Origin of the sequence: Acinetobacter sp. AKBS16 (assembly GCF_002899995.1) — a bacterium.
Lineage (GTDB): Bacteria > Pseudomonadota > Gammaproteobacteria > Pseudomonadales > Moraxellaceae > Acinetobacter > Acinetobacter baumannii.
In genome coordinates, this window is record NZ_POYH01000024.1 from 1 (window position 1) to 24,850 (window position 24,850).

General features: G+C 39.9%; 24 protein-coding genes and 1 pseudogene. 10 read left to right on the forward strand and 15 right to left on the reverse strand.

Annotated features, from left to right (window positions below; genetic code table 11):
- The 7 genes and pseudogenes from C1642_RS03500 to gshB form a co-directional block, all read right to left on the reverse strand.
- Positions 1 to 145 (reverse strand): annotated as a pseudogene (locus C1642_RS03500) (cell division protein FtsZ); the annotation flags it as partial.
- 164 nt (positions 146 to 309) lie between these two features.
- On the reverse strand, positions 310 to 1,572 hold the full coding sequence (ftsA, locus tag C1642_RS03505) for a cell division protein FtsA (RefSeq protein WP_001287630.1): 1,263 nt from the start codon (positions 1,570 to 1,572) through the stop codon (positions 310 to 312).
- A gap of 60 nt (positions 1,573 to 1,632) precedes the next feature.
- Positions 1,633 to 2,487: a cell division protein FtsQ/DivIB gene (locus C1642_RS03510; RefSeq protein ID WP_000057904.1), complete on the reverse strand. Its 855-nt coding sequence runs from the start codon at positions 2,485 to 2,487 to the stop codon at positions 1,633 to 1,635.
- A 2-nt stretch (positions 2,488 to 2,489) separates the two neighbouring features.
- On the reverse strand, positions 2,490 to 3,416 hold the full coding sequence (locus tag C1642_RS03515) for a D-alanine--D-alanine ligase (RefSeq protein ID WP_000063661.1): 927 nt from the start codon (positions 3,414 to 3,416) through the stop codon (positions 2,490 to 2,492).
- Between the two features lie 37 nt (positions 3,417 to 3,453).
- On the reverse strand, positions 3,454 to 4,902 hold the full coding sequence (gene murC / locus C1642_RS03520; RefSeq protein ID WP_000075472.1) for a UDP-N-acetylmuramate--L-alanine ligase: 1,449 nt from the start codon (positions 4,900 to 4,902) through the stop codon (positions 3,454 to 3,456).
- Between the two features lie 11 nt (positions 4,903 to 4,913).
- Positions 4,914 to 6,011, reverse strand: a complete 1,098-nt coding sequence (murG, locus tag C1642_RS03525) for an undecaprenyldiphospho-muramoylpentapeptide beta-N-acetylglucosaminyltransferase (RefSeq protein ID WP_000132435.1) — start codon at positions 6,009 to 6,011, stop codon at positions 4,914 to 4,916.
- 237 nt (positions 6,012 to 6,248) lie between these two features.
- Positions 6,249 to 7,193, reverse strand: coding sequence for a glutathione synthase (gshB, locus tag C1642_RS03530; RefSeq protein ID WP_001265491.1), 945 nt, complete (start codon positions 7,191 to 7,193; stop codon positions 6,249 to 6,251).
- Between the two features lie 160 nt (positions 7,194 to 7,353).
- Between gshB and C1642_RS03535 the strand changes: the two genes are divergently transcribed.
- Positions 7,354 to 7,566, forward strand: a complete 213-nt coding sequence (locus C1642_RS03535) for a DUF1737 domain-containing protein (protein WP_000781166.1) — start codon at positions 7,354 to 7,356, stop codon at positions 7,564 to 7,566.
- A 229-nt stretch (positions 7,567 to 7,795) separates the two neighbouring features.
- A complete protein-coding gene (locus tag C1642_RS03540; RefSeq protein ID WP_103235917.1) occupies positions 7,796 to 9,985 on the forward strand; it encodes a TonB-dependent receptor in 2,190 nt (729 codons plus the stop codon).
- A 71-nt stretch (positions 9,986 to 10,056) separates the two neighbouring features.
- On the opposite strand, the gene C1642_RS03545 is transcribed toward C1642_RS03540, so the two are convergent.
- From C1642_RS03545 to pyrE, 3 genes are all read right to left on the reverse strand, one after another.
- On the reverse strand, positions 10,057 to 10,431 hold the full coding sequence (locus tag C1642_RS03545; RefSeq protein WP_015011127.1) for a hypothetical protein: 375 nt from the start codon (positions 10,429 to 10,431) through the stop codon (positions 10,057 to 10,059).
- Positions 10,364 to 11,878, reverse strand: coding sequence for a N,N-dimethylformamidase beta subunit family domain-containing protein (locus C1642_RS03550; protein ID WP_228153824.1), 1,515 nt, complete (start codon positions 11,876 to 11,878; stop codon positions 10,364 to 10,366). Before C1642_RS03550 ends, C1642_RS03545 begins: the two co-directional genes overlap by 68 nt.
- Positions 11,879 to 12,321: 443 nt before the next feature.
- Positions 12,322 to 12,966, reverse strand: coding sequence for an orotate phosphoribosyltransferase (gene pyrE, locus C1642_RS03555; protein ID WP_103235918.1), 645 nt, complete (start codon positions 12,964 to 12,966; stop codon positions 12,322 to 12,324).
- Between the two features lie 38 nt (positions 12,967 to 13,004).
- On the opposite strand from pyrE, the gene C1642_RS03560 reads away from it, so the two are divergent.
- Together C1642_RS03560 and C1642_RS03565 are read left to right on the forward strand one after the other, a co-directional pair.
- A complete protein-coding gene (locus C1642_RS03560; protein ID WP_000612365.1) occupies positions 13,005 to 13,829 on the forward strand; it encodes an exodeoxyribonuclease III in 825 nt (274 codons plus the stop codon).
- 455 nt (positions 13,830 to 14,284) lie between these two features.
- The gene (locus C1642_RS03565) at positions 14,285 to 14,635 is read left to right on the forward strand and encodes an arsenate reductase (protein WP_000913165.1); all 351 of its coding nucleotides are present in this window, start codon (positions 14,285 to 14,287) and stop codon (positions 14,633 to 14,635) included.
- 37 nt (positions 14,636 to 14,672) lie between these two features.
- On the opposite strand, the gene C1642_RS03570 is transcribed toward C1642_RS03565, so the two are convergent.
- Positions 14,673 to 15,110, reverse strand: coding sequence for a DUF2147 domain-containing protein (locus C1642_RS03570; RefSeq protein ID WP_000717015.1), 438 nt, complete (start codon positions 15,108 to 15,110; stop codon positions 14,673 to 14,675).
- A gap of 149 nt (positions 15,111 to 15,259) precedes the next feature.
- On the opposite strand from C1642_RS03570, the gene C1642_RS03575 reads away from it, so the two are divergent.
- Positions 15,260 to 16,171: an alpha/beta hydrolase gene (locus C1642_RS03575; RefSeq protein ID WP_103235919.1), complete on the forward strand. Its 912-nt coding sequence runs from the start codon at positions 15,260 to 15,262 to the stop codon at positions 16,169 to 16,171.
- A 175-nt stretch (positions 16,172 to 16,346) separates the two neighbouring features.
- Entirely contained in the window at positions 16,347 to 17,540 is a 1,194-nt protein-coding gene (locus C1642_RS03580) for a GGDEF domain-containing protein (RefSeq protein WP_103235920.1), read from the forward strand.
- Here C1642_RS03580 and dsbD read toward each other — a convergent pair.
- From dsbD to C1642_RS03600, 4 genes are all read right to left on the reverse strand, one after another.
- The gene (dsbD, locus tag C1642_RS03585; protein ID WP_103235921.1) at positions 17,532 to 19,346 is read right to left on the reverse strand and encodes a protein-disulfide reductase DsbD; all 1,815 of its coding nucleotides are present in this window, start codon (positions 19,344 to 19,346) and stop codon (positions 17,532 to 17,534) included. The genes C1642_RS03580 and dsbD overlap by 9 nt on opposite strands.
- Before the next feature lie 28 nt (positions 19,347 to 19,374).
- Positions 19,375 to 20,142, reverse strand: coding sequence for a transporter (locus C1642_RS03590; RefSeq protein WP_103235922.1), 768 nt, complete (start codon positions 20,140 to 20,142; stop codon positions 19,375 to 19,377).
- A gap of 12 nt (positions 20,143 to 20,154) precedes the next feature.
- Positions 20,155 to 20,700 carry an ankyrin repeat domain-containing protein gene (locus C1642_RS03595; RefSeq protein WP_000958427.1) on the reverse strand — a complete coding sequence of 182 codons (546 nt, stop codon included), beginning with the start codon at positions 20,698 to 20,700 and terminating at the stop codon, positions 20,155 to 20,157.
- A 158-nt stretch (positions 20,701 to 20,858) separates the two neighbouring features.
- Positions 20,859 to 21,209: an HPF/RaiA family ribosome-associated protein gene (locus tag C1642_RS03600; RefSeq protein ID WP_001019316.1), complete on the reverse strand. Its 351-nt coding sequence runs from the start codon at positions 21,207 to 21,209 to the stop codon at positions 20,859 to 20,861.
- Between the two features lie 252 nt (positions 21,210 to 21,461).
- Here C1642_RS03600 and puuE point away from each other — a divergent pair, with 252 nt between their 5' ends.
- From puuE to C1642_RS03620, 4 genes are all read left to right on the forward strand, one after another.
- Positions 21,462 to 22,427: an allantoinase PuuE gene (puuE, locus tag C1642_RS03605; protein WP_174757667.1), complete on the forward strand. Its 966-nt coding sequence runs from the start codon at positions 21,462 to 21,464 to the stop codon at positions 22,425 to 22,427.
- Positions 22,428 to 22,526: 99 nt separating this feature from the next.
- Positions 22,527 to 23,030: a 2-oxo-4-hydroxy-4-carboxy-5-ureidoimidazoline decarboxylase gene (gene uraD, locus C1642_RS03610; RefSeq protein WP_103235924.1), complete on the forward strand. Its 504-nt coding sequence runs from the start codon at positions 22,527 to 22,529 to the stop codon at positions 23,028 to 23,030.
- Positions 23,027 to 23,350 carry a hydroxyisourate hydrolase gene (gene uraH / locus C1642_RS03615; RefSeq protein WP_000626018.1) on the forward strand — a complete coding sequence of 108 codons (324 nt, stop codon included), beginning with the start codon at positions 23,027 to 23,029 and terminating at the stop codon, positions 23,348 to 23,350. The genes uraD and uraH overlap by 4 nt, the downstream gene beginning before the upstream one ends.
- A gap of 24 nt (positions 23,351 to 23,374) precedes the next feature.
- A complete protein-coding gene (locus C1642_RS03620) occupies positions 23,375 to 24,742 on the forward strand; it encodes a nucleobase:cation symporter-2 family protein (protein ID WP_001016457.1) in 1,368 nt (455 codons plus the stop codon).
- The last annotated feature ends 108 nt before the right edge of the window (positions 24,743 to 24,850 follow it).

A 24,850-nucleotide genomic window follows, 5' to 3' on the forward strand; every position in this document is an offset into this window, starting at 1 on the left:
CACAAACGAATTTAACACCCTGAATATCAGACTGTACCATGTGCTGAACGGCATTACCGCCACCGCCACCTACACCAAATACAGTGAAACGGGCTTGACCGTTGCCATCGTTTAGTTCATCTTCTATAAATTCAAATGAGGCCATGACCTTTAGGGTTCCTAATACATTATGGCAGTCACTTCAGCCCGTATACTGCCTTGATTTTCAAAAATAACTAATTTTAAGAATGCTGTGCAATACCAACCTTGTCAAGTACAGTGGTTTTCTCTTACAACTTCCTAACAATTCTACCAATAAATACATACATCCTAAAAAATGGCTTTAAGTTTGCTATTAAAAGCATTCCAGCCATTCACCATTCGTTCCCATACCGAACGGTCATTTCCCTCTTCAGGCTCCTCAACAGCTTCTTGTAATTCACTTTGGCTAAACATAAGTAAACCAGCTGCTGTTGCATACATTGAGCGGCGTAATGCAGCTTGATGCTGATCATCAGCATACACCTGTAATGGCGGATTACCTAGATGGGCAGACACACCTAACATACGACGCGCCAAACTTACCATACCTTCAATCTGGCAAGCATCACCAGTCAATACAACACCATGATATAGACCATGGATTGCACCGCTTTGTTCGAGTTCTTCGCGAATCTGGCTAAAAATCTCTTCATAACGAGCAATAATAATTTCCGCTAACTCAATTCGGCTAATCGTTTGCGGACCATCAATACCCTGTACTTGAATCATATGGTCAGGCTTAACAGCACTTAGATCAACGCAGCCATGCAGAATCTTAATACGTTCAGCTTCTTCAGTGGTTGTTTGTAACACAGCAGCAATATCACGTGTTACATGCTCACCACCACGCTGTAAGGTGCGTGCTAAAGCCAAACGGCCATCTAAATAAACTGCCAGATTGGTAATACCTGCACCAATATCGACAAGACAGACACCATATTCTTTTTCATCTTTAAGCAAACTTGCCTCAGCCGTAGCCAAGCAAGAAACCACCATTTTCTCAACTCCAATGTTCGCGCCTTTCATGGCACGATCAAGGTTTTGCATAGTGGCAATCGGCATCATCATAAGCTGATAATGACCAGTCATGCTGTGAGCGGTCATATTGATTGGGTTTTGAACCCATTCAGATGAGTCGCCTAATTCAAATCCTAATGGGACTGCACTCGCTAGATAATAGTCAGAAGTCACATGGCTTGCTTTTGCCAACTCTAATGCACGTACAACTTCATTGGTTGTAATCACATGTGCCGGGTTAGCAACAGGTGTGCGTCCAGAAGCATAGAAACTTTGTAGCTCGGTACTCGGAATAGATACCCACGCACTATGAATGCGACATTCGGCCATATTTTCCGCTTCAGCAACAGCGTTTTTAATCGCAGCAATGACTTTATCGAGACTTACAATTTTTCCTTTGTTCATGCCTCGATTGCGAGCAGTTGCCATACCGATAACCTGAATGTTATCCGGCGCATGAATTTTTCCAATCAAAACTGAAACTTTATGCGTCCCAATGTCAATCGCAACAACTGAGGGAACAGCTTCACTCATCACTCATACCATTTCTTTGTTGTCTAATACCAGGCAAATTGCCTATTTTAAAGCCACGTATTATGGCTTTGCTTTTGTACCACCTGCAATGCTTGTGTCATCACTCGTTACAACAAACTGACCATTCACGATTTTAGGTGGGGTTGCATTCTTCCATTGAATAGATAATCCATTACGATATCGCAAATCAATGGCTGAGATTTTCGTCCACACAGGTTTTAGGTCAGATTGTGCCAAGTGACTTAAACGTTGCAATTTATTCATTGTTTGATCTTGGTCAACAATAATTCGTAAACCAGAGTCAAACTGCATAAACCAAGTCATTCGCTCTGTTAGATATAACTCTTTTAAACGCAAATTAACAGGATGGAATAACTGATTAATTTCATTATAGCGTCGCATCATCATTTTAGACTGACTTACCGGACCGTGTAGTAACGGAAGCTCAGGATGAAGTCTCGGCTCTGCTTCACTAAATACATCGCCACCATCGCTCAATAAGCGACCTGTTCCCCAACGGGCGATAGCATGTCGAGGCATAACACGAACGCGAATACCATTGGGCCAGGCACGAGATACGACGACTCGGTCTACCCATGAAATTTCTAATGCTTTATCACGAATCTGCTCTAAATCAGATGTAAAGTAGTTATCTTTTACAATCGGCTGCACATATCGCATCACTTGCTGAGTCTCAACTGGAGTCGTTGAACCTACAACTTCAAGTTTTGCAACAGTTGCATCAGTAATAACTTTATATAGTCCGTAAATTCCGACCGCCAAGACTAAAAAGGCAATAACCAGCAACACCCATCCGCCGGCATTGGCAAGTTTTTGCTTGCGCGTAGGCGGTTTTTCATGAATGGAGGTAATTGCCGCACGTTTACGGCGCATGGATGCCGGAAGTTGTGCCATATTTAAGCCGTACCTTCCAATGTTTGCTCAAGAATTGCAACACACAATTCATCAAAGCTATAACCTACTGCTTTAGCAGCCTTTGGTACAAGCGAATGACTGGTCATGCCTGGCACAGTATTTACTTCTAAAAGCCAGAAATTACCTTGCTCATCCTGCATTGCATCAATACGTCCCCAGCCTTCTGCACCTACGGCTTGGAAAGCGCGTAAACATAGAGCTTGTAGTTTTTTCTCTTCAGTTTCGCTAAGACCACAAGGAATGCCATACTCAACATCATTACGTTGATATTTTGCTTCATAGTCATAGAAAGCAACATCTGCTGGTGGCTGCAAACGAATAACTGGTAGAGGCTGACCATTTAAGAATGAAATCGTAAATTCGCGTCCTGTAATCCACTTTTCTGCCATAACTACAGCATCGTGCTGAGTTGCCTTTTCAATTGCTGCCGCAAAATCTTCAGCTTTCTCAACCTTACTCATGCCTACACTTGAACCTTCATGTACAGGCTTGATAATGACAGGCAACCCCAATTCAGCAATCACTGAATCCAAGTCAGTTTCTTTAGTAATAATGCGATACGGTGCGGTTGGTAAATCACTACCTTGCCAGATTTGCTTGGTTTTGACTTTATCCATACCAATGGCAGAACCTTGTACACCCGTTCCTGTATAAGGGATGTTCAACCACTCAAGCACACCTTGGATTTGACCGTCTTCGCCACCACGACCATGCAATACAATAAATGCACGGTCATAGTTTACAAGTTCAGTCACGCTACGGTCTTGCGGATCAAATGCCTCAGCCTGAACACCTGAACGTAACAAGGCGTCCAAAACTGCCTGACCACTATCTAAAGACACAGCACGCTCAGCCGATTTCCCACCAAGTAACACGGCAACTTTGCCGAATTTTGTAGCATTTGACACGTTTAAATCCTTAACCCGATAATTCAATACTTTTTGTTTATTTCACATACAAATGGTGCTGTGCAAGTTCTACTGAAATTGCTCCCACGTTACCTGCACCTTGCGTTAATAACAAGTCATTTGGTTGTAACACATTTTGCATGATGTTTTGCAAATTACCTTCAACCGGATCAATCAAAATCGGTTCAACCTGACCACGCAAGCGAATACTACGCGCCAAAGTACGGCTATCTGCACCAACAATTGGTTTTTCCCCAGCCGGATAAACTTCTAGTAATAATAATTGGTCGACTTGAGATAAAACTTCAATAAAGTCATCAAAACAATCACGAGTACGAGAGTAACGGTGTGGTTGGAAAAGCATAACTAAACGACGATCAGGATGGCTCTGACGAGCAGCTTTAATCGTAGCTTCCACTTCTTTAGGATGGTGTCCATAGTCATCGACTAATTTTACATTCCCTTCACCAAGTTCAAATTCACCTTGTACTTGGAAGCGACGTCCAACACCACTAAAACCTTTTAATGCACGGCTAATTGCTTCATCCGAAACGCCTTCATCAGTTGCAACACCAATTGCAGCCAAAGCATTTAAAACGTTATGTAAACCCGGTTGATTAATGGTTAGACGTAACGGCTCACGTCCTTTACGTAATACCGTAAAGTGCGAACGCATACCATCTTGCTCTACATCAATCGCACGGATGTCATTATCTTCATTAAAACCATAAGTAATAACCGGACGGCCTACACGTGGCAAAATCTCGCGGATGTTCGCATCATCACCACAAACCACAGCCAAGCCGTAGAATGGTAAGTTATGAAGGAACTGTACGAAGGTATCTTTTAATTTATCGAAACTGCCTTCATAGGTATCCATATGGTCAGCATCGATATTGGTTACAATCGCTGCCATTGGCTGTAAATAAAGGAAAGATGCGTCCGATTCGTCAGCTTCAGCAACAATAAAGCGGCTTTCACCAAGCGCTGCATTTACGCCTGTACTGTTAAGTAAACCACCGATCACATAAGTTGGGTCGAGGTTTTCTTCCGCCAACATTGTTGTTAATAAACTGGTGGTTGTAGTTTTACCATGTGTACCTGCCACAGCAATACCATGACGGTAACGCATAAGTTCACCGAGCATTTCTGCACGACGTACAATCGGAATACGTTGTTCAATGGCAGCTTTAACTTCCGGATTTTCCGGGTCAATTGCTGTTGACACGACAAGCACATTTGCATTTTTAATATTTTCTGCTTCGTGTCCGATATAGACCTTAATGCCATTTTCTTCTAATTGTTGTGTGGTTTTTGAGGCCTTAATATCTGAACCGGAAATTTTATATCCTTGGTTAGCTAACACCTCAGCAATACCACACATACCTGCACCGCCAATTCCCACAAAATGAATGTGTTTGATACGGCGCATTTCAGGCACTTTAATCAGTTTTTTTGCTTGGTTCGCAGCTGTTGTTGGAGACATAGTAAATCCGATTACATTTTTTGGATAAGATCAACCACATGCTGAGTTGCATTTGGTTGGGCATGTTGACGCGCTTTCACTGCCATTTCTGTAAGTAATTGGCGATTCATCAGCGTAGTAAACAATTGATTTAAAACTTCTGGTGTCATAGTCGATTGCTGGCAAATTTTTGCAGCACCGACATCAGCCAGAAATTTGGCATTTGCAGTTTGGTGGTCATCCACCGCAATAGGAAGCGGTACAAAAACTGCTGCAACACCAGCTGTTGCTACTTCTGTCACAGTTAAAGCGCCAGCACGGCAAATAATCAGGTCTGCTTCGCTATAAGCTTTCGCCATATCTTCAATAAACGGCAAAACCTGTACGGTCAAATTTGCTGGCGCATCTGCGTACAAAGCTTGAGTTGCTTCAACCTGTTGCTGACCACATTGATGGAAAATATTCAGTGGAACTTCAAGTTGTTTTAATGCCGGAGGTAAGCGTTCATTCAGTGCTTTTGCACCTAAAGATCCGCCCACAATTAAAATATTTAACGGCTTACCCGCTTGCTCGCGTTCATCATAGCGCCACTTTGGACTTAAGATATCAGTGATTTCACGACGTACCGGATTGCCGGTTGTTACTACTTTTTCGCTAGCAGGAAATGTATTTGGAAACGCTTCACATACCACTTTAGCAACACGGGATAACTGTGCATTGGTAAATCCTGCAACCGCATTTTGCTCATGGATGAGAACAGGAATACCTAATAAACGCGCTGCTAGCCCACCCGGGCCTGCCACATATCCCCCAAAGCCTGCAACAGCATCCACTTTAAGCTGTTTCATATAGCGCATTGCACTAAAAGTTGCTTTTAAAATTTTAAAAGGTGCAGCAAGTTTACGGATCACTCCGTTTCCACGCACACCTTGAATATCAATTTGATAAATTGGAATATTTTGATCTTTTAATAAACGATTTTCCATACCTGTTGGCGTGGCTAACCATGAAACTTGACAACCTTGTTGTTGAAGTTGTTTGGCTACGGCGAGGGCTGGAAAAACATGTCCACCAGTACCGGCAGCCATCATCATGACATGTTTAGGTTTGCTTTGCTGTGAATCGGTCACGGTCTAATTCTTCAACTCAAAAAACAATGGAAATTGTCATCTATTTTTGTAGCCGTTTATTTTAATCCTAAAGCTTCATTAACGAAAAGCGAATTTCACTCGTTTATAACAGAAAGATGTGCTTTTTTGAAAATATGCCTACAAAGCGCTAGCGTATTTCATATTGTGATTTTATTAATTCATATATTTTCGGGTGATTTCCAATAATAAGCTTAGGAAACCACCCGAACTAGACCCTTATGCTGGACGACCGGCTTCTAATACATCAAATAGGTCATCGGCAATTGATGTACCAAATTGCGCATCAATTTCACGAATACAGGTTGGACTTGTCACATTAATTTCAGTGACATAATTCCCAATTACATCAAGACCTACAAATACCAAACCTTTTTCACGTAAGAAAGGACCAACTTTAGCAGCAATGAGTTTGTCATTTTCTGTGAGTGGACGCGCTTGACCTAAGCCACCAGCTGCCAAGTTACCGCGTACTTCACCATTTTGCGGAATACGTGCCAGACAGTAAGGAATAGGCTCGCCATTTACCATTAAAATTCGTTTATCCCCTTCTACAATTTCAGGAATATAACGCTGAGCCATAATTGGGCGGGTGCCTAATTCTGTAAGCATTTCTAAGGTAGAACCAATATTTACACCGTCTTGGTATAAACGGAAAATACCCATACCACCCATACCATCAAGTGGCTTAACGATCACATCACCGTGCTCGGTAATAAATTCGCGAATCAAGCTCTGCTGCGATGTTACTAGTGTCGGCACCTGTAATTCAGGAAATTGCGTAGCAAACAATTTTTCATTGCAGTCACGCAGTGATTGAGGCTTATTAATAATCCATGAACCTTCACGCTCAGCTTGTTCGAGCACGTAAGTTGTGTAGACAAAGTTCATGTCAAAAGGCGGATCTTTACGCATGAGTACAACATCATAAGCCGCGATTGATTCTTTTTTCTTTTCGCCTAACTCATAATAATGGTTGTAATCTTCGAAAACTTTTAACGGAGAGATGAGACCGTAAGCCTTACCTTGATCGATATATAAATCTTGTTGTAATGCATAACCTAACTCATGTCCACGACGGCTCGCCGCCCACAACATTGCCATGGTTGAATCCTTTTTCAGATTTACGGTTTCAATCGGATCCATGACGACAAGTACACGCATGCTCAAGCTCTTCTTAAAATTTAAATTAGCATGAGTATAGCTGAGATTTTTCACTCGTTTTTCTTAATTTTAGTAAAACCTTATCCGTTATTTCTTTATCTTGAATTAAGGTAAATTCAGTTAAACTACTCCCATAAAATATTATTTTTAAAGGCTAAAGATGAAACTTTATCGCTATTTAACCGGACCTGATGACTCTGCTTTTTGTGCACGAGTGACTAAAGCACTTAATCATGGTTGGGAGCTCTATGAAGCACCTACTATGACTTTTAATGGATCTCAAGTTATTGTAGGCCAAGCGATTTGCAAAACAATTGATGAAAATTATGATCCAGAAATGGATATTTTAGATGTTCTCAAAAATAATGCGTGATTTTAGAGGGGGCATTTTTATCAATAAAAAGCCCCCTCTAAAACCTAATTAGCAAGAAAAACTAATGAGTCAACTCAACAAATCCTTTAATTTGCTAATTAATTACCTAAAAATCAGTTAATAAAAAATAAATATGCCATTTTTTAAGTTAATAGTTCTTTTATTCTAAACAATTAAATGATTATAATTATCATTTATACTTTTATTTTTGTTAATTGATTTTATTTTTATGTTAAGAATTTCTATATCATCTCCCCAAATTAAGGGTTCATTCCCGCTCAGCTTACTCAGTTTAATGATTTTAAATATTCAAGGTGCTAACGCCGAGGAATTGATTGGCTCCTCATCAAAAGCCGCAGCCAGCATGCCAACCATAAAAATCGAGGCCATGAGTGAGCTCGACCCGATTAAAAGCTATATCGATTATGACAAAGCCAATGTCACTCGTAATGGTTTAGATAAAAAAGATATCCCTCAAACCGTTGATACCATTGATGTCCAGAAATATAAAATTTATGGATCGAATGACTTAAGCGTCATGCTGCAAGGTACACCAGGGGTATCAACCAGTTACGATATGCGTGGTGATGGGATCACGATTCGTGGTTTTGGTGCTGATACAGGTGATATTTACCGTGATGGCATACGTGAAAGCGGACAAGTACGCCGTAGTACAGCCAATATCGAACGTATAGAAATTTTAAAAGGCCCCGCTTCGGTTTTATATGGCCGTAGTGCTGGCGGCGGGGTTGTAAATATGGTGAGTAAATTCGCCAATTTTGACTCTAAAAGTTCAGTTGGCGCATATGCGGGTTCATACGATAACTACGGAACAACCGCTGACATCAACCAAGTACTTAATGACAATTTAGCAGTGCGTTTGACTGGAGAATATGGCGAGGCAGGCAGCTTCCGCTCTGGTATTGAAAATAAGATTGAGATGTTTTCCCCAAGCTTTACCTATAAAAATGACGATGGAAAGCTGACTTGGACCACACAATATACCTATGACAAATTAGGTCGAGTTCCTGACCGTGGACCAACACGTGACAACTTGCCTGCGGGAACTTCAATTAAAATGGGATTTGCCCAAGACGGCGATTATGTTGATGATATTTTGCAAGTCGTTCGCTCCGATGTGAATTATGAATATGCGCCTGATTGGAACTTCCACTGGGCGGCAAGTTACCGACAAGCAGAACAGAACTTTGACCACTTTTATTTTGGAAATTATTGTGGTTTAGATGGAAAAAACTCAAAGAATGAGGCTTGTACAAAAAAAGGTTACATCGACCAAATTTACTACTGGCAACAAACCAGCAATAAGACCACCACCAATACATTTGATATTAAAGGAAAGTTCAAGACAGGCCAGCTTGAACACCAAATTATGGTTGGTACAGACTGGACTTATGAACAACGAGAACCACGTCTAGCCAATAAAACTCAAAATGGATCGGCCATTTATGGTTACGTTAATCCAATCACTGGTGAACGAGAGTACAGTCGTGGCAATGGCCCATTAAAGATTAGTCAGCATAACTATAATGAAGGCACAACTTACGGCGTATTTATTCAAGATTTAATTGGTCTAAATGACCAACTTAAACTTATGATGGGACTCCGCTACGATTACTTCGACTTTTCAACTACTAACAAAATTAAGAATGAACATCGTAATGTAAAAGACAGTACTTTTAGCCCAAATGTTGGCTTGGTATGGCAACCAGTTCCTGAACATAGCTTTTATACGTCTTACTCTAAAAGCTTCGCACCATTTGGTGGACAAATGGGTGTCAACCAAGTTACTGGAAGTACCGATGTCGCGAAAATGGATAAAGAGCCTCAATATAACGAGCAATATGAAGTTGGGGTAAAAAGTGAATGGTTCGATAATCGTTTAAATACTCAATTTTCTGTCTTTGATATCCGTAAAAATAATATTCGCTATAAACCAAACCCTGACAGTAAACCAGAGGTTTGGGCAACTGCTGGTCAACATCAATCTCGTGGTCTCGAATTTAGTTTTATTGGCCGTGTACTTGATAATGTCTTTGTTCGCGGTGGGTATGGCTATACCGATGCCAAAGTTAAAGAAGATAATCAAAACCCTGAGCGAGAAGGCAATTATTTAGCCAACACTTCTAAAAATACGGGTAATTTATTTGTTCGCTATTTACCAACTGAACAGTGGTATACCGAAGTGGGCGTGACCTATGTCGGGTCTTATTATCCAAATATTAATAATCAGGTAAAAATGGAAGGCTTTAACCGTGTCGATGCGGCGATTGGGTATAGTGCAGAGCCGTGGAATGTCACACTTGCGGTGAACAATTTAACCAATAAAGAGTACTGGCGTTCAGACAGCATGCCAGGCACACCACGTAATGTGTTATTGCGTTTGAATTATCAGTTTTAAGTAAATATTAAAAAGGCATACCCCTATTTTAGAGGTATGCCTTTTTATTAGATAGTATACATTTTAGAATCTTAAGGCTGACGGAGTCCATAAAGGTCAATTTTCCAAAGAAGATTTTGGGTTGTAGCAACAAAGAGGATTGATTCAACTACTGCCAGACCAGCAGAATAGTTACAGTGATGGATATAGGCCCATGCACTACTTTCACAAATAAAGTCATTGTTTGAACGTAACAAGCGATTATCTGTAGTTGAAGCGAAGAGAATATCTCCATAAGCAGCCATTGCATTAACAGTAGCATCCTGCGTGAATGTCGTCATTGCTACCCATGACGGAGTTGTTCTCGTTGCTGGCGCCCTCCATAATGCTCCCAGACTATCAACTGCATAAAGCATTCCGCCCGTAGCAGCTAACGCCTTGGTTCCACCAGTCGGGCCAGTCCCCATTGACGCCCGGCTTCCACCAAAGTTGATTATCGGATGTAACACAATAAAGTGTATCTCCAAGAGCTGTCATTGCAACGACATTATACGCATGACTAACATCACGCCAAGCTACATCTGCACCAATAGGGTACCGCTGTAAAAGTCTATTTTGTGTTGTTGCCATGAAAATTTTGCCTTGCAATGCGGTGAGCGCACAGCAATCATTTGCATATCCAATATTCTCCCAATCCCATGTTATACGCTGTTTAAGACGGGAAAATACATTACGTGTGATAGTAGTCACAACGGCATCACTACCCAAAACATATATCCAGTCCGTTGTTGCAGCATTAAAAACTGTACCGTTATGAGAAAATATACCCATTGTCGCGCGCCCTGGTTTACCAGTCCATGAACCAAGCTCTGCTGAGGCAAGCACAGTCATAGTCAGTGGTGTATTTTCATCTCCAGTAACACGTGGGTAACCCTCCTCCTCATCTACATAAGCTGCAGCATCAGTCTCATAGGTCATAAAAGCTGATGTTGTAGTTGTGGATAAAACTCCGTTGAACACCCAATGTTCTGGAAACCGGATTGTATATGCTGTCGCTGTTCCACCATAAGCACCTTCAGTGAAACCAGTCCCAAGAAATGAATTCTGGGGTCGGTTCAATGGTGGCTCTGCCCATGCTACAGTCGTATCATAAGCATTTTGATTCGGGTCACTACCAGCAAATTTATAAAAAACAACCATGCGGTTCCCTTGTTCTAACCTTACAGCTCGGTAGCATGTGTTACCAGAAAGTATGATCAGGTTACCACCGTTAGCAATAAACTGCTCCGTTTGGTCTCGCATTGCTCTTGTCCAGTACTCATCATGTCCTGCAATGATCAAACACTCATAGTTCGTGAGTAGATTTGAAATACTATGGAGGTCCACACTTGAGCAATATTCAATTGCTATTCCTTCAGTTTCAAGCCAGTGAATGAGAATAGACTCAGGCCCATTACTTGCTGGTGTACCACCAGATCGATTAAATGAAACTTTATTCGCACGAGCTCCTCCCACACTATTAAAATCATATAAACTTTTGCCACCTGCCGCATTATAGGCGGTCGGTGTCAGAAAAGAGACTTGTAAAAGCACCTTAGAAACGGCCGCCGGAATGACTGGCCGAATCACAAAAGTAAGCACATCTTGAGACATATAGGCAAGTCTGTATAACCCAGAAGGCCAATTTGAAGGGATATTAAATGTTGTTGAAACTGGCCAACCAAATCCTTCCCATGGGTTGGTAGTCGGAAGTGATCGGGTAAAAAGAGTTGTAGTAATTGTTGATGATACTGAGGTTGTTCCTATACGCTCTATGGTTAAATTCATTACCCCAGGTACATCAGTACTGAGATAAAAACTAATTGAACTTCCAGGTAAGACGGAAGTTGCTGATGAATATCCAAAAACTGCCATGTTTCCACCTCTTATCCTTATGAAATGAAAAACTGGAAAATTTCTTACATCTTTTAACGCTTTTATCTATAAATGAGCTCATTTCTAGCATTCGTCAAGATCAATAACTTAGGTAAAATTTTTAAAATTAAAAATTATTAAATTTATTATTCATCAGCAATTTAATATATTTTATCAAAAAGAAAAAAATATAGTTTCTAAAGAGTATTTTAAGTTTTAAATATAATTATTGATTTCACATGAATTTTAAAATAAAAACAAAACCAAAAATAAAAATAAAAAATATTATTTAGTAAAAAAATCAAAGTATTATTTAGTAATTTATAATATTTACAATAAGAAAGAATATTTTATATAATTTTTAACTCTATTTTTTATATATCCTTTAAGAAAAATTAATAATGAAAAAGGAAGCTTTGTGCTTCCTTTTAAATTGTTAAAAATTAAATTCCGTACTTTTCACGATACGCTCGCATATCGGCTAAAGCTTCTTTTTCGTCTTTTCCATCTAAATAATCCATTAAATCTTTCATGGTAATCAGTGCGTGCACAGGGATTTCTAATTCTTTTTGAACTTCTTGAATTGCAGAAAGTTCACCTTGCCCACGTTCTTGACGATCTAGCGCAACCAACACACCCGCAATAGTTGCACCGGCATTTTTCAAAATCGTTACCACTTCGCGAATCGCTGTGCCTGCGGTAATCACGTCATCAATGATCCAGACTTTTTTACCTTCAACTGCAACTAAAACACCGCCTTCACCATGATCTTTTGCTTCTTTACGGTTAAAGCCCCATGGCACGCTCTTGTTATGTGTTTGCGATAAAGCAACAGCAGTCGCAGCTACAAATGGAATACCTTTGTAAGCTGGTCCAAAAATCACATCAACATTTTCACATTGTGTTAATTTATCGGCATAGCCTTGTGCTAAAAGAGATAAAGCTTCACCATCGTTGAGTAGGCCTGCATTAAAAAAATAAGGACTCACGCGTCCAGATTTTAAAGTAAACTCACCAAATTTAAGCACACCGCGTGATAATGCGAGTTCGATAAATGCTTGCGGGTGAAATGACACAGGCGTTGTCATGAGGTGCTCCAAATTCACAATTGAGGTTAAATTTTCGCATGATACCAAAGGATCAGTATCCAAGTGATGTAAAAATTCTTCGAGTCGTTTCCATTAACGTAAATGGCTTACGTTCTTCAGTGACGAAAGGCTTACTTGAATGGTTAGAACAATCAGATGCCGATGTCGTATGCATGCAGGAAAGCCGCATTACCCATGAACAATGGACTGAGAAATTTAGACCCGAGGGATGGCATACCCATCTCTTTCCAGCAGAGCGTGCAGGCTACGCAGGTACTGCAATTTATAGCCGCTTACCCTTTGTCTCTATTAAAGATGGTTTAGGGTTTGAATTGGCCGATAGCCAAGGCCGCTTCATTTCTGCCGAATTCGATTTAGGTTTGTCACATCCCGTACATATTGCATCATTATACTTACCTTCAGGCTCAAGTGGTGAAGAAGCGCAAGCACGTAAAGATTTATTTTTAGGTGAATACGCCAAAATCTTGAAACAATGGCGTGATGAGAATAAGTCCATCATTATTTGTGGCGATTACAACATTGTTCATAAACGAATTGATATTAAAAACTGGTCTGGCAACCAAAAGTCTTCTGGCTGTTTACCACATGAGCGTGCTTGGCTTGATCATATTTATGATGAACTTGGCTATGTAGACACCTTCCGTGTTGTAAGAACAGAAGCGGAATTGTATTCATGGTGGTCAAATCGCGGACAAGCGCGTGCGAAAAATGTAGGTTGGCGTATTGACTACCACGCATGTTCACCAGACTGGAAAGCGCGCACTGTAAATGCATGGGTCTATAAAGATCAATGGTTTAGTGACCATGCTCCAGTTATTATCGACTATAAAATTCAAGAATAAGTGAACACATGTTCACTTACATTGTCGTTTTTGCTTACAACACATGTCGCTTTTGAGTATTTTTCTTACACATGTTTAACGGCATTATAGCCCCACGGCACAGGGAAGCAGTCAGGATGACGCAAAAGGATAGGACGCCGTAGGAAGATAAAATAAACTTAAGATAAGTTTATTTGCAAGGATGTGACAATGGACGTTGAAATGAGACCCGCATGATCAGGATGATTAAATGCGGGTTTTCTCTTTTCTATCTCTTATTTTTTGCGCTACGTTCTTTTAGTTTTTAATTTATTCTTATTAAGCTCATTATTACCTTGTCTTATGACAATAACATGACATTCTTTATTGTTTTAATCATTATTTTTCATTTGTTTTAAAAGTATCTGTATAAAGTAGTGCTCAAATGCATTTTGGGTTAGGCTGTGTGTTCTTTCTTTTTGACATGGTCCGATAAAATGTTAAAAATTTATGGTATTAAAAACTGTAACTCGATGAAAAAAGCATTTGATGCTTTACAAGCAAAAGGTTTGAGCTACGAATTTCACGATTATAAAAAACAAGGGATCGATGCTGATACTCTAAAAATCTGGCTAAAAGAAATTGGACAAGATACGGTGCTCAACAAGAAAGGTACTACGTGGAAAAAACTATCTGAAGAAGAACAAACGCGTGCTTTAAGCAGTGAAGATCATCTTATTGAGGCGCTAATTGCTCAGCCAAGCTTAATCAAGCGACCAGTTCTACAGACCTCTAAAGGGTTTCTTGTGGGCTTTGATGAAACGGCCTATCAAAACTTAAGCGCATAAAAAAACGAGCCCAATGGCTCGTTTTTTATTTAGGCTTTTAGTTCGCACGAATCCAAGTTTGGTTACGGCCCAATGCTGAAACGCCAATATAACCACGTAATTTAAGCTTCTTACCGCCCTCAGCCAACTCACCTTTTAATTTGTAAGTTTTGCCAGATTTAGGGTCTAAAATTGTACCGTTTTCATAACTGTTGCCACCTACATTTTTTAGATTATGTACAATGGTCACACCTTTAAGCGGTTTGTTTTTATACGGACCTTCACATTTTGTACAAGCGTTTTCTTCACCTGGTGTCAAAATGTTTTGAATGGTTGCAGTTAAGGTTCCATCCTTCTGTTCCGTAAATTTTACTACGGCTTTGGGCTTATTGGTTTGGTCATCAATCGTTTTCCATACCGTTCCGTTTAGTGGGTCAGCCGCATTGGCAAATGCAGCCATACCAACAAGTCCTAAAGCTAAAGCAATCTTTTTCATTTTTGTAATATCCTTGGGTCTTCCAAGACTTCAGTATTCAAAACTCGCAACGATATTGCAATTTTTGAATGTGACTGTTTCGTGTAACCTTGTAACCTTGAAAAATAAAATTTATAGGGAAACAAGTAATTAACATAAGCGGATACTATATGAATATACCTAATGTTTTAAAATATTATTTCACAGAAACATTTCTTAAAACAGCAATTCGCAAACCAAGTCAGTTGAATTTACCTCCAACTGCTCTGCGCCCTATGCTTGAACAACTTTGCCGAGCCTTTCCAAAACAAAAAAATGTAACCGTTCGACCAATCCGTCTGGCTGGTATTAAGGGTGAAGAAATTAAAGCCCAAGATTCAGCGACCCAGCTTATTTTTCATATTCACGGCGGCGCCTTTTTTTTAGGAAGTTTAAAAACACATCATGCGTTTATGACAGATTTGGCTGCTCGTACCCAAATGCAAATTATTCATGTGGACTATCCACTTGCACCCGAGCATCCATATCCTGAAGCAACTGAGGCCTTATATGACGTCTATCAATCGTTATTAGTTCAAGGTATCCAGCCTAAAGATATTATTTTATCTGGTGACTCTTGTGGAGCTAATTTAGCTTTGGCACTTTGCTTACGTTTAAAAGAACAACCCGAACTTATGCCAAGTGGCCTGATTTTATTGTCACCTTTTCTAGATTTAACCCTAACCAGTGAGTCTTTAAGATTTAACCAAAAACATGATGCCCTACTTTCTCTTGAAGCTCTTCAGATCGGTATTCAACATTATATTGGCAATCATATTGCGGCAGACGACCCGCGTGTTTCACCTATTTTCGACAACTTAGAAGGTTTACCACCAACATTAGTTCAGGTCGGTTCAAAAGAAATTTTATTAGACGATGCCAAACGTTTTAGAGAGAAAGCTGAAGAAGCAGGTGTAAAAGTACAATTTAAACTTTACACAGGCATGTGGCATAACTTCCAAATGTTTAATGCTTGGTTCGAAGAAGCAAAACAGGCTATGGCGGATATTGCTGAGTTTGCTCATGAACTTGATAAGACGTAATCAAAATGAAGAAGTGACAAATTTAAAATTTGTCGCTTCTTCTTATTTTTCATCATCCAAATCATAAGGTTTAATTTATGAATCATGGTATGTTTAGGTTATGAATCCTTCAAACTCTCCCTCTTTAGGATGATCTGACCAAGAGACATCTCTATTTAGGAGTTCCTTTATTATTATGAAAATTCGTTTAATCACTCGTCCTATAAATAAAATAAAACAGGTGATTCTCGATTTCATCCATCACAATCACATTATTAACTGGACCCCATTACAAAAAAGCGCATTAATGCTTACCCTCGCCTGCGCAATGAATTTCAGTTGGATTTTATGGAAAGGCTATATTTTAATTACTCCTAGTGTTTGGCAATGGGCAAACCTATCTTTAGTTGAATCACAAATCTGGCTGAATTTACTGACCTTATTTTTATTAGCTGTACTCATTATTCCTTGTTATCGCTACAAAGACCAAGCTTGGGCGCAAAAAATTGTGCCTTTAATTAGTGTACAAGCCTTTATGTTGATGTTGTGCCACGATGGATATTTAATTGGTAGTATCAGCCCTGCCACAATGGTGGGTTACGTAGGCACTATTGGCGTAGGTTTGGTTTTATTTGAAAGAAAAATTGTTTATAGCGCTTTTATACCTGCAACTATTATTCTAGCGATATGTACATATTTAAGTATGACGGGGGTTATTTCATATGCTCCCCTATTTAATTTTACAGCGATGCGTCATGCCCAAACCAATCCATTTTGGCTAGGAAGTATGCTGTTTTTTATTATGCCCATTTTAGTGGCGTGTTTTATTTTATTTGAAATATTGCTGACCCAATGGCGTCAACGAGAAACCTATATTCAACGTTTAAGCCAAATCGACCCGTTAACTAATGTCTTAAATAGACGAAGCTTAAACACTCATCTTGAAGCACTTCATGAGCAACAATTTGATTATGCCGTGATACTTCTTGATATCGATCATTTTAAAAAAATTAATGATATATACGGACATCACCAAGGTGATCAGGTTTTGATTAAAATTGCTCAATGTCTTTCTGAAAATTTACGTAATGAAGACATCATTGGTCGATTTGGTGGAGAAGAATTTATTTTATTACTTCCTCATACCGATATTATTCAAGCAGAAAAAATTGCTGAACGTTGCCGGCAAGCTTTACAAGAATTGACTATCTTCAATAATCAAAATATCCAAATTCATGTAAGTGCCAGCTTTGGCATCAGCAGTTCCGCATTTGCAAATGACCCCTATCTTGTGATTAGACAAGCCGATCAAGCGCTCTATGCGGTAAAGGCCTCTGGGCGTAATCAAGTACGCACTTTTCACCAACTACCTCAGATCAAATCAATTTGAATCTTTAGCTTTTAATAAGCTTGCCAGCTGTTGTAAAAGCTCTTGCTGACTAAATGCGCCTGTTAAACGTAAAGAACGAATTTCTTGCTGTTGCTTGTTTAAAAAGAGATATGTAGGTGGCCCAAGAATATTCCACTGCTTGAGTAGAGCTTCATGTGATTGGTCATAATGGCTCAAATCAAGTTTAATGAGATAGTAAGGCGCAAGAGCCGTCTGAACCTCAGGCGCTTTTAAAATACGATGTTCAATAGGCTGACAAGCCACGCACCAATCGGCATAGACATCAACAACAATAGCCCGATCAGCAGGAGCTGCTGCTAAAATCTTTTGAAAATCTGCTGCCGTGGTCGCCACATGCCACTCAGCCATATGCTCAGAATTTTGTAAGCTACGATTTTGAATATGTTGATACTGGTTATAAACCACAAATGGCGTTACCAATAAAAGTAGGAGCGCATAAAGCCACTGTAACTGCCCTTTTTTCCAAAAGAACTGATACAGCGCATAGATAATAAAAGCTAGCCCAAGTACAAAACTAAGCACTTGCATGCCCCAATCTGGCAATAAAGGGCGAATGAAATAAAGGCTTAACCCCAACATCAGAAAAGCAAAAATCACTTTAATCTGATGCATCCAGTCGCCCGCTTTAGGTAAGAACTTTGCACCTAAAACACTCGCGATGAGTAAAGGTATTCCCATGCCAAAACCGAGACAGAATAAAAGCAAAGCACCTTGCCATTGGTTCTGGGTTTGAGAAATAAATAATAAAGTTCCAGCCAAAGGCGCAGTCATGCATGGGCCAACCAAGAGCGCAGAAACCACGCCCATAACGCCTGCACCAACTAAAGTGCCGCCTTGTTGCATAGACTGAATACGATCAAGGCGATTTAACCAAGTTTGCGGTAACCGAAGCTCAAAAAGCCCAAACAGATTTAGCGCAAAAACCACAAACAACAAACTAAACGCAATAAGAGTAGCAGGCTGTTGTAGCCAGCGTTGGAAATTTAAACCCGCTGAAGAAGCAATCAAGCCTAGACCTGCATAGACCAATGCCATACTACACACAAAAGTAAGTGCAATCGTCCAAGCTTTTAAACCTTTGTGATCTCGAATGATCAACGAGGTTAAAATAGGCAGCATTGGTAAAGAGCATGGCGTAAATGCAAGCAGCATGCCTAAACCTAAAAATAATAAAACACCATACCAAAGCGAGTGTTCAATTAACTTTGCTGACCAAACCTGATCTTGGGCAATCTCTGGAGCAGCTCCTTCAGCTTGAGTAGCTGAACTCTGATTCTCTAAAGACTCCGTAGAGCTTGATGCTTGGGTATTTGCCAAATCTAATAAGCGTTTTGGTGCTGCACTAGCCTGATTTTGCAAACCGACCAGACCATCTGCGTCAGTTTGAAACTCAATAGTTTGTGGAGGATAACAAATACGGTCTTTGGCACAGCCTTGCCAAGTTACAGTGTAGTGCTCTGAAGGCTTGGTTTTAATCTGGAAGTTGACTTGATGGTAATAAACTTCGCTTTGGCCATAGTTCTCATCATATTGAGAAACCGCTTTAGGCAATTTTAAAGTTAAAGGCTGATTGCCCTGTTGTACGGTAAATTTATGCTGATATAAATAATAATTCGGCTGAATCTGCCACGATAACTTTGCGGTATGCGATTGTGGCGATTCAACCGAAAATGAAAAAGCCTGTTCGGGTGACAATAACTTATCTTCTGCATAGACAAACTGACTCAATACAAAAGTAGCGGCTACTAGAAAATAAATAATTGCCTGAGAAATAAGCTTTTTCATCAATAATAATGAGTTCAAGTTAGTCTGATCAGAATAAGAATGCCATGCCTAAGCCACCTTTGTAGCTCTTATCTTGACCTTCTAAGTCCACACCAATATTTGCATCAAGTTGAGTGCGGTTATTTACTGCGTAAACTAAACCTGTTCCTAAACCATATTGGTAGTCTTGGCTTTCAGCTTTACGATAAACAAATTCAGAATATCCTGAGAGTTTGCCCGCAATCTTATAATTGATAGTTGGAATTGCAGTCACTGCCCAGTTACTGTTTTGTACTTCATAACGCATGGTAATAGAAGTATCCAACAAATCATTATATTTATAAGCTACTGCTGAACTTAAACTATATATATCGTCATGGGCAGTAAACTCATCATTACCTGTTGCAATAACAGCTTCAGCCAATACAGCCATTGTTAAATTTTCATCATTTAAATCAATCGCTTTTTTTAAGCCGATGCTTACATCGCCAAAACCTGAGTTATCCGTTTTTTTACCAGCACGTTTAGTTTGAGTCCATGCCGGACCTTGCCAGCCTAATTGCAATTCCAAACCATCAGCTAAACCTGTACGGAATAACATATCCTCATTTACAGTAACTGTTTTTTCTTTAACGCCATCAACAGTTGTCTCTGTATAGGTTGCATTTGGTAAGCCTTGTTCCCATGCTAATTTACCAACTGGCGTAATGCCTGTTCCAAAGCCTGAACCCGGACGATCAAACGAGAACTCTGCGGCAAAAGTACTTCCTGCAGCAACGGTGGTCAGAGCAAAAGTTAAAATTTGAAATGTTCTCATTCTATTATCCAATCAAGTAGTTAATTCTTTTGACATTTTTGCTCCATGACGGCGCAATAACTCTAGTGTTTCACGCTCTTCTTGAAGCGCTTCTGACCAATCTATTTCATCAAAATCACAATCAAAGAACAACTGACTGATTGAAGATAAAATGGTGAGTCCTTCTTCATCACGTGTGTTTGGATCAACTTTTTCATCTAGCAAGCGCTGAACTGCTGGTGCACATGCCGAACTTGCTGCATCCCATAGTGGACCATAAAACTCTTCTGCATCCCAAAGATGGACATTTGCCTTTGCCTGAATGAGGGCTTCAAGAATATCGAGATAAACTTGCAGGGCTTGCTGTTTTTCTTCTTGTGATAATGGAGTCCCCGCTTCATACGCTTCAGAGACGTCTTCCCACCATTTAAAAATTCCATCACAAATAATGGACACTGGCGGTCCTTGTTCCGGATCAATGAAATTCGGATCAAGACCCTCAGCAAGTAATTTTTGTACTTGCGCGAGTTCTAATTCTTCTATGGCTTTAATTAAAGCCTGCTGTTGGGTGGTTAACATGACCATCTCTCAAAAATATATTAGCGCTATTATGCCTAATCTCTACTGAAGATTTTAGAGGTCAACGCTATTGCATTGCAAACCTAAAGTTGTGAAGAGTTTTTATTGGACTTTTTATGTATTCATAAAAAAAGCCCCGAAGGGCTTTTTAGTGTTTTTTAAACTTCATCATCAATGAATTCTGGTTGACCACCTCTCGGGTGTTCTTTTTTCTCAAAGGTATGTTCAAGGCTACGTTTTAGCTTTTCAATCGCGCCATGAATTGAAGCGTCAATATTTCCTGCTTTATGGTGCACTGCAACTGGTTTTAAGCCAGAAGGACGTGCTTCGATCATACAGTGGATATCTTTGTCTCCACCTTTGTCCCCATTTTCATCACTAAAATGAACCGAGAAATGTGTAATACGTTCGCTATGACGTTGGAATTCTTGAGTAAGTTCTGCACGTACATAAGTAATTAAACGTTCACTATTATGGATGTTTTTATCTGTGCGGATTTCAATATTCATAAATACCATCCTCTCTTTCTTACTGTGGATCTTTTCTATGCAAAACTTTTTTATGTTGGCATGTTTTAAGCATGCATGAACTGACTTCAATTGTACATTTTGATGGTGTAATGGTTTGTTATCTCCTGACTTAAACGTACTGCTTTTAATTTATTTTGAAGATCTTCATACCTTCAATATCAGTCCATCTATAAAAATATGCAAGCTGATTTTTTAAATTTTTATGAAAAATTGAACAAAAGGAGAGCAATTGTGCCCGAATCTTATCTATCTGGAGCAGAACTTATTGAGCAGATTCAAAAGTCTCCTTATTCACGTGATTTAGTCGGTTATCACGGACAGCCTCCAGAGGTGAAATGGCCTAATAATGCTAAGGTTGCCGTGCAATTTGTGCTGAATTATGAAGAAGGTGGTGAAAAACATATTGAACACGGCGACGAAGGTTCAGAGCAGTTTTTATCCGAGATTATTGGCGCTGCAAGTTACCCAGCCAAACATATGTCGATGGACTCTATGTACGAATATGGTTCACGTGCTGGTTTTTGGCGCATTCATAATGAGTTTCAACGGCGCAAGCTCCCCATGACCATTTTTGGAGTAGCAATGGCACTTGTTCGCAACCCTTATATTGTAGAGGCAATTAAACAAGCCGATTACGATGTGGTTTCTCATGGCTACCGCTGGCTTCATTATCAAGAGAGTGATCTTGAAGTCGAAAAACAGCATATGGAACAAGCTTTATCTGTTTTAGAAAACTTGTTTGAAAATAAAACCATAGGTTGGTACACCGGACGTGATAGCCCCAATACGCGTCAGTTGCTTGCTGAGTTCCCGCAAATACAATACGACTCTGATTACTATGGTGATGACCTGCCTTTTTGGACCACACTTACCGATACGGCGGGTGCATCACGACCTCATCTGATTATTCCTTATACTTTAGAATGTAACGACATGAAGTTCTGCTCCCCAGGTGGATTTAATAGCTCAGAACAGTTTTTTCAATATTTAAAAGATAGTTTTGATGTGCTGTATGCCGAGGGAGAAACTGCACCAAAAATGATGTCTATTGGAATGCACTGCCGTATTTTAGGGCGTCCGGGTCGTTTTAAAGCATTACAAAGATTCTTGGACTATATTGAAATGCATGATCGTGTTTGGGTATGTCGCCGTCAGGATATTGCAGAATATTGGTATAAAAATCACATAAATCAATAATTGATTATTAATTTTCCAAATTCTTAAGCAAATCTCAAATCACTCTTGGCACTGTTATTGCTAAAACTCTATATCACGACTACGAGTTTAGGAATAACAGTGATTTTAGCCGAGTTTAATCAAGCCCCACCCGACCAACTCAAGACTCTGTTAAACAACTGCGTCCATATTCCTGTATGGGCCGAAAAAATTATTTCAGAACGTCCCTACTCATCAACTTCAGTTCTTTTAGGGTATGCAGAACAATTAAGCCACACATGGTCATGGCAAGAGATTCAGGCCGCATTAGCCACCCATCCAAAAATTGGTGAAAGACAAGCAAAAAAGCAGCTCAATGCAAAAGAGCAAAATTTTTCAGCCCAAGAACAAGCTGGCATTTCCTTAGATGAACAAACACAACAAGCCCTGCTGCAAGGTAATATCGAGTATGAGCAGAAGTTTGGTTTTATTTTTCTAATTAAAGCCGCAGGCCTCAGTAGCGACGAGGTTTTAAAAAAACTCCATCAACGTCTTCAAAACAACTTAGCTATTGAAAAAACAATTGTACATGAGCAACTCGCTGCAATTGCTCTATTACGTCTATCTCAGGAAGTACAAGCATGATCAGCACTCATATTTTAGATACGAATTTAGGTAAACCGGCTGCACAGGTCGAAGTGAAGTTGTTTCATGCAGCCACTCATGAACTGATAGCGACTGCAATTACCAACCAAGATGGGCGAGTGAGTGATTTTGGAATAAAAAACTTAGGTAAAGGTGCTTATCAACTTGAATTTGAAGTTGCCCCTTATTTTTCATCACAGCAAATCAAAACTTTTTTCCCCCGTGTTTGTATTCAATTTTTCATAGAAGACACCAATCAGCATTACCACATTCCATTACTGATCAGCCCGTTTGCTTATTCCACTTATCGCGGCAGCTAACTCAAATATAAATAGGAGAAAAATATGAATCATCAGCAAAAGAATGCGATTTCTCCAGAGCATGAATATTTAGGAATTTCCAAAAGTTTTGCTTACGGCTTACAGCATGTGCTCACCATGTATGGGGGCATTGTAGCCCCGCCACTGATTATTGGAACGGCAGCTGGCTTAAGCGCAGCACAAGTCGGAATGCTCATTGCAGCGGCCCTATTTGTAGGCGGGTTGGCAACTCTCATACAAACCATCGGAACCAAATATCTAGGGGCAAAATTACCTCTAGTGCAAGGTGTGTCTTTTGCTGGTGTGGCAACCATGGTTGCTATTATCACTACAGGCGGTGGTTTACCTGCTGTCTACGGCGCGGTTATTGCCGCATCTTTAATTGGACTATGCCTTGCGCCTTACTTTTCAAAAATTATTCGTTTTTTTCCACCTGTTGTGACGGGATGTGTCATCACGATTATTGGGTTATCTCTGTTACCCGTTGCGATTCGCTGGATGATGGGTGGTAACAACAAAGCACCTGATTGGGGTAGCGTCGAGAATATCTCTTTAGCTTTGCTGACCTTAGGCATTGTGATTATTCTAAATATGCTGCCACAAGCAAGTATTCGCCGTTTATCAATTTTGTTGGCTATTGTTGCTGGTACTACCCTTGCCTACTTTATGGGTTTTGGAGATTTTAGTCAGGTGAGCTCAGGCGCATGGCTGCAATTTCCACACTTATTTGCATTTGGTTTACCAACTTTCGAGCTAAGTGCAATTTTATCGATGCTAATCGTTACTTTGGTGATTATGACGGAAACCACAGCCGATATTATTGCTGTTGGAGATATTGTAGGAACCCAAGTCGATTCAAAGCGTATTGCCAATGGTGTACGTGCAGATATGTTTTCAAGCGCTATTGCTCCTATCTTTGGTTCATTCATGCAAAGTGCTTTTGCCCAAAATGTTGGACTGGTGGCAATTACAGGTATCAAAAGCCGCTTTGTCGTGGCAGCAGGCGGAGTCATTCTGATTATTTTAGGTCTATTACCTGTTATGGGCCGCCTTATTGCGGCAATTCCTATGCCAGTACTTGGTGGTGCGGGTTTGGTCTTATTTGGGTCGGTTGCAGCAAGTGGAATTCGCACTTTGGCAAAAATTGATTATAACGATCAGAAAAATTTGATTATTGTAGCAACTGCTTTATCAGCTGGGATGATTCCAATTATTAACCATGAATTTTATGCTCATTTCCCAGTTTGGGTACAAACTTTGTTCCATTCGGGTATTAGTTCGACTTGTATCTTTGCTATCTTATTGAATTTGTTATTTAATCACTTACCTTCATTTCGCAGCTCGCGTACCCCTCATTTAAGCCAAACAATAAACACACGAAATACACATTAATGAGTTAGTTTTTAGCGCCCCACTTCGGTGGGCTTTTTTTTAACCGTTGATCAAATTTGGCTTCATTTTTGCTTAAGACCCTGTATCCTTAGCGTGCTTTATTTGGGG

What these genes read in the sequence shown, in the direction of transcription:
- ftsA (WP_001287630.1), bottom strand. Translation starts at nt 1,572, where the DNA reads ATGAGTGAAGCTGTTCCCTCAGTTGTTGCGATTGACATTGGGACGCAT.
- C1642_RS03510 (WP_000057904.1), bottom strand. Translation starts at nt 2,487, where the DNA reads ATGGCACAACTTCCGGCATCCATGCGCCGTAAACGTGCGGCAATTACC.
- murC (WP_000075472.1), bottom strand. Translation starts at nt 4,902, where the DNA reads ATGTCTCCAACAACAGCTGCGAACCAAGCAAAAAAACTGATTAAAGTG.
- gshB (WP_001265491.1), bottom strand. Translation starts at nt 7,193, where the DNA reads ATGCGTGTACTTGTCGTCATGGATCCGATTGAAACCGTAAATCTGAAA.
- C1642_RS03535 (WP_000781166.1), top strand. Translation starts at nt 7,354, where the DNA reads ATGAAACTTTATCGCTATTTAACCGGACCTGATGACTCTGCTTTTTGT.
- C1642_RS03540 (WP_103235917.1), top strand. Translation starts at nt 7,796, where the DNA reads ATGTTAAGAATTTCTATATCATCTCCCCAAATTAAGGGTTCATTCCCG.
- C1642_RS03545 (WP_015011127.1), bottom strand. Translation starts at nt 10,431, where the DNA reads ATGGGGACTGGCCCGACTGGTGGAACCAAGGCGTTAGCTGCTACGGGC.
- C1642_RS03550 (WP_228153824.1), bottom strand. Translation starts at nt 11,878, where the DNA reads ATGGCAGTTTTTGGATATTCATCAGCAACTTCCGTCTTACCTGGAAGT.
- pyrE (WP_103235918.1), bottom strand. Translation starts at nt 12,966, where the DNA reads ATGACAACGCCTGTGTCATTTCACCCGCAAGCATTTATCGAACTCGCA.
- C1642_RS03560 (WP_000612365.1), top strand. Translation starts at nt 13,005, where the DNA reads ATGATACCAAAGGATCAGTATCCAAGTGATGTAAAAATTCTTCGAGTC.
- C1642_RS03565 (WP_000913165.1), top strand. Translation starts at nt 14,285, where the DNA reads ATGTTAAAAATTTATGGTATTAAAAACTGTAACTCGATGAAAAAAGCA.
- C1642_RS03570 (WP_000717015.1), bottom strand. Translation starts at nt 15,110, where the DNA reads ATGAAAAAGATTGCTTTAGCTTTAGGACTTGTTGGTATGGCTGCATTT.
- C1642_RS03575 (WP_103235919.1), top strand. Translation starts at nt 15,260, where the DNA reads ATGAATATACCTAATGTTTTAAAATATTATTTCACAGAAACATTTCTT.
- C1642_RS03580 (WP_103235920.1), top strand. Translation starts at nt 16,347, where the DNA reads ATGAAAATTCGTTTAATCACTCGTCCTATAAATAAAATAAAACAGGTG.
- dsbD (WP_103235921.1), bottom strand. Translation starts at nt 19,346, where the DNA reads ATGAAAAAGCTTATTTCTCAGGCAATTATTTATTTTCTAGTAGCCGCT.
- C1642_RS03590 (WP_103235922.1), bottom strand. Translation starts at nt 20,142, where the DNA reads ATGAGAACATTTCAAATTTTAACTTTTGCTCTGACCACCGTTGCTGCA.
- C1642_RS03595 (WP_000958427.1), bottom strand. Translation starts at nt 20,700, where the DNA reads ATGTTAACCACCCAACAGCAGGCTTTAATTAAAGCCATAGAAGAATTA.
- C1642_RS03600 (WP_001019316.1), bottom strand. Translation starts at nt 21,209, where the DNA reads ATGAATATTGAAATCCGCACAGATAAAAACATCCATAATAGTGAACGT.
- uraH (WP_000626018.1), top strand. Translation starts at nt 23,027, where the DNA reads ATGATCAGCACTCATATTTTAGATACGAATTTAGGTAAACCGGCTGCA.
- C1642_RS03620 (WP_001016457.1), top strand. Translation starts at nt 23,375, where the DNA reads ATGAATCATCAGCAAAAGAATGCGATTTCTCCAGAGCATGAATATTTA.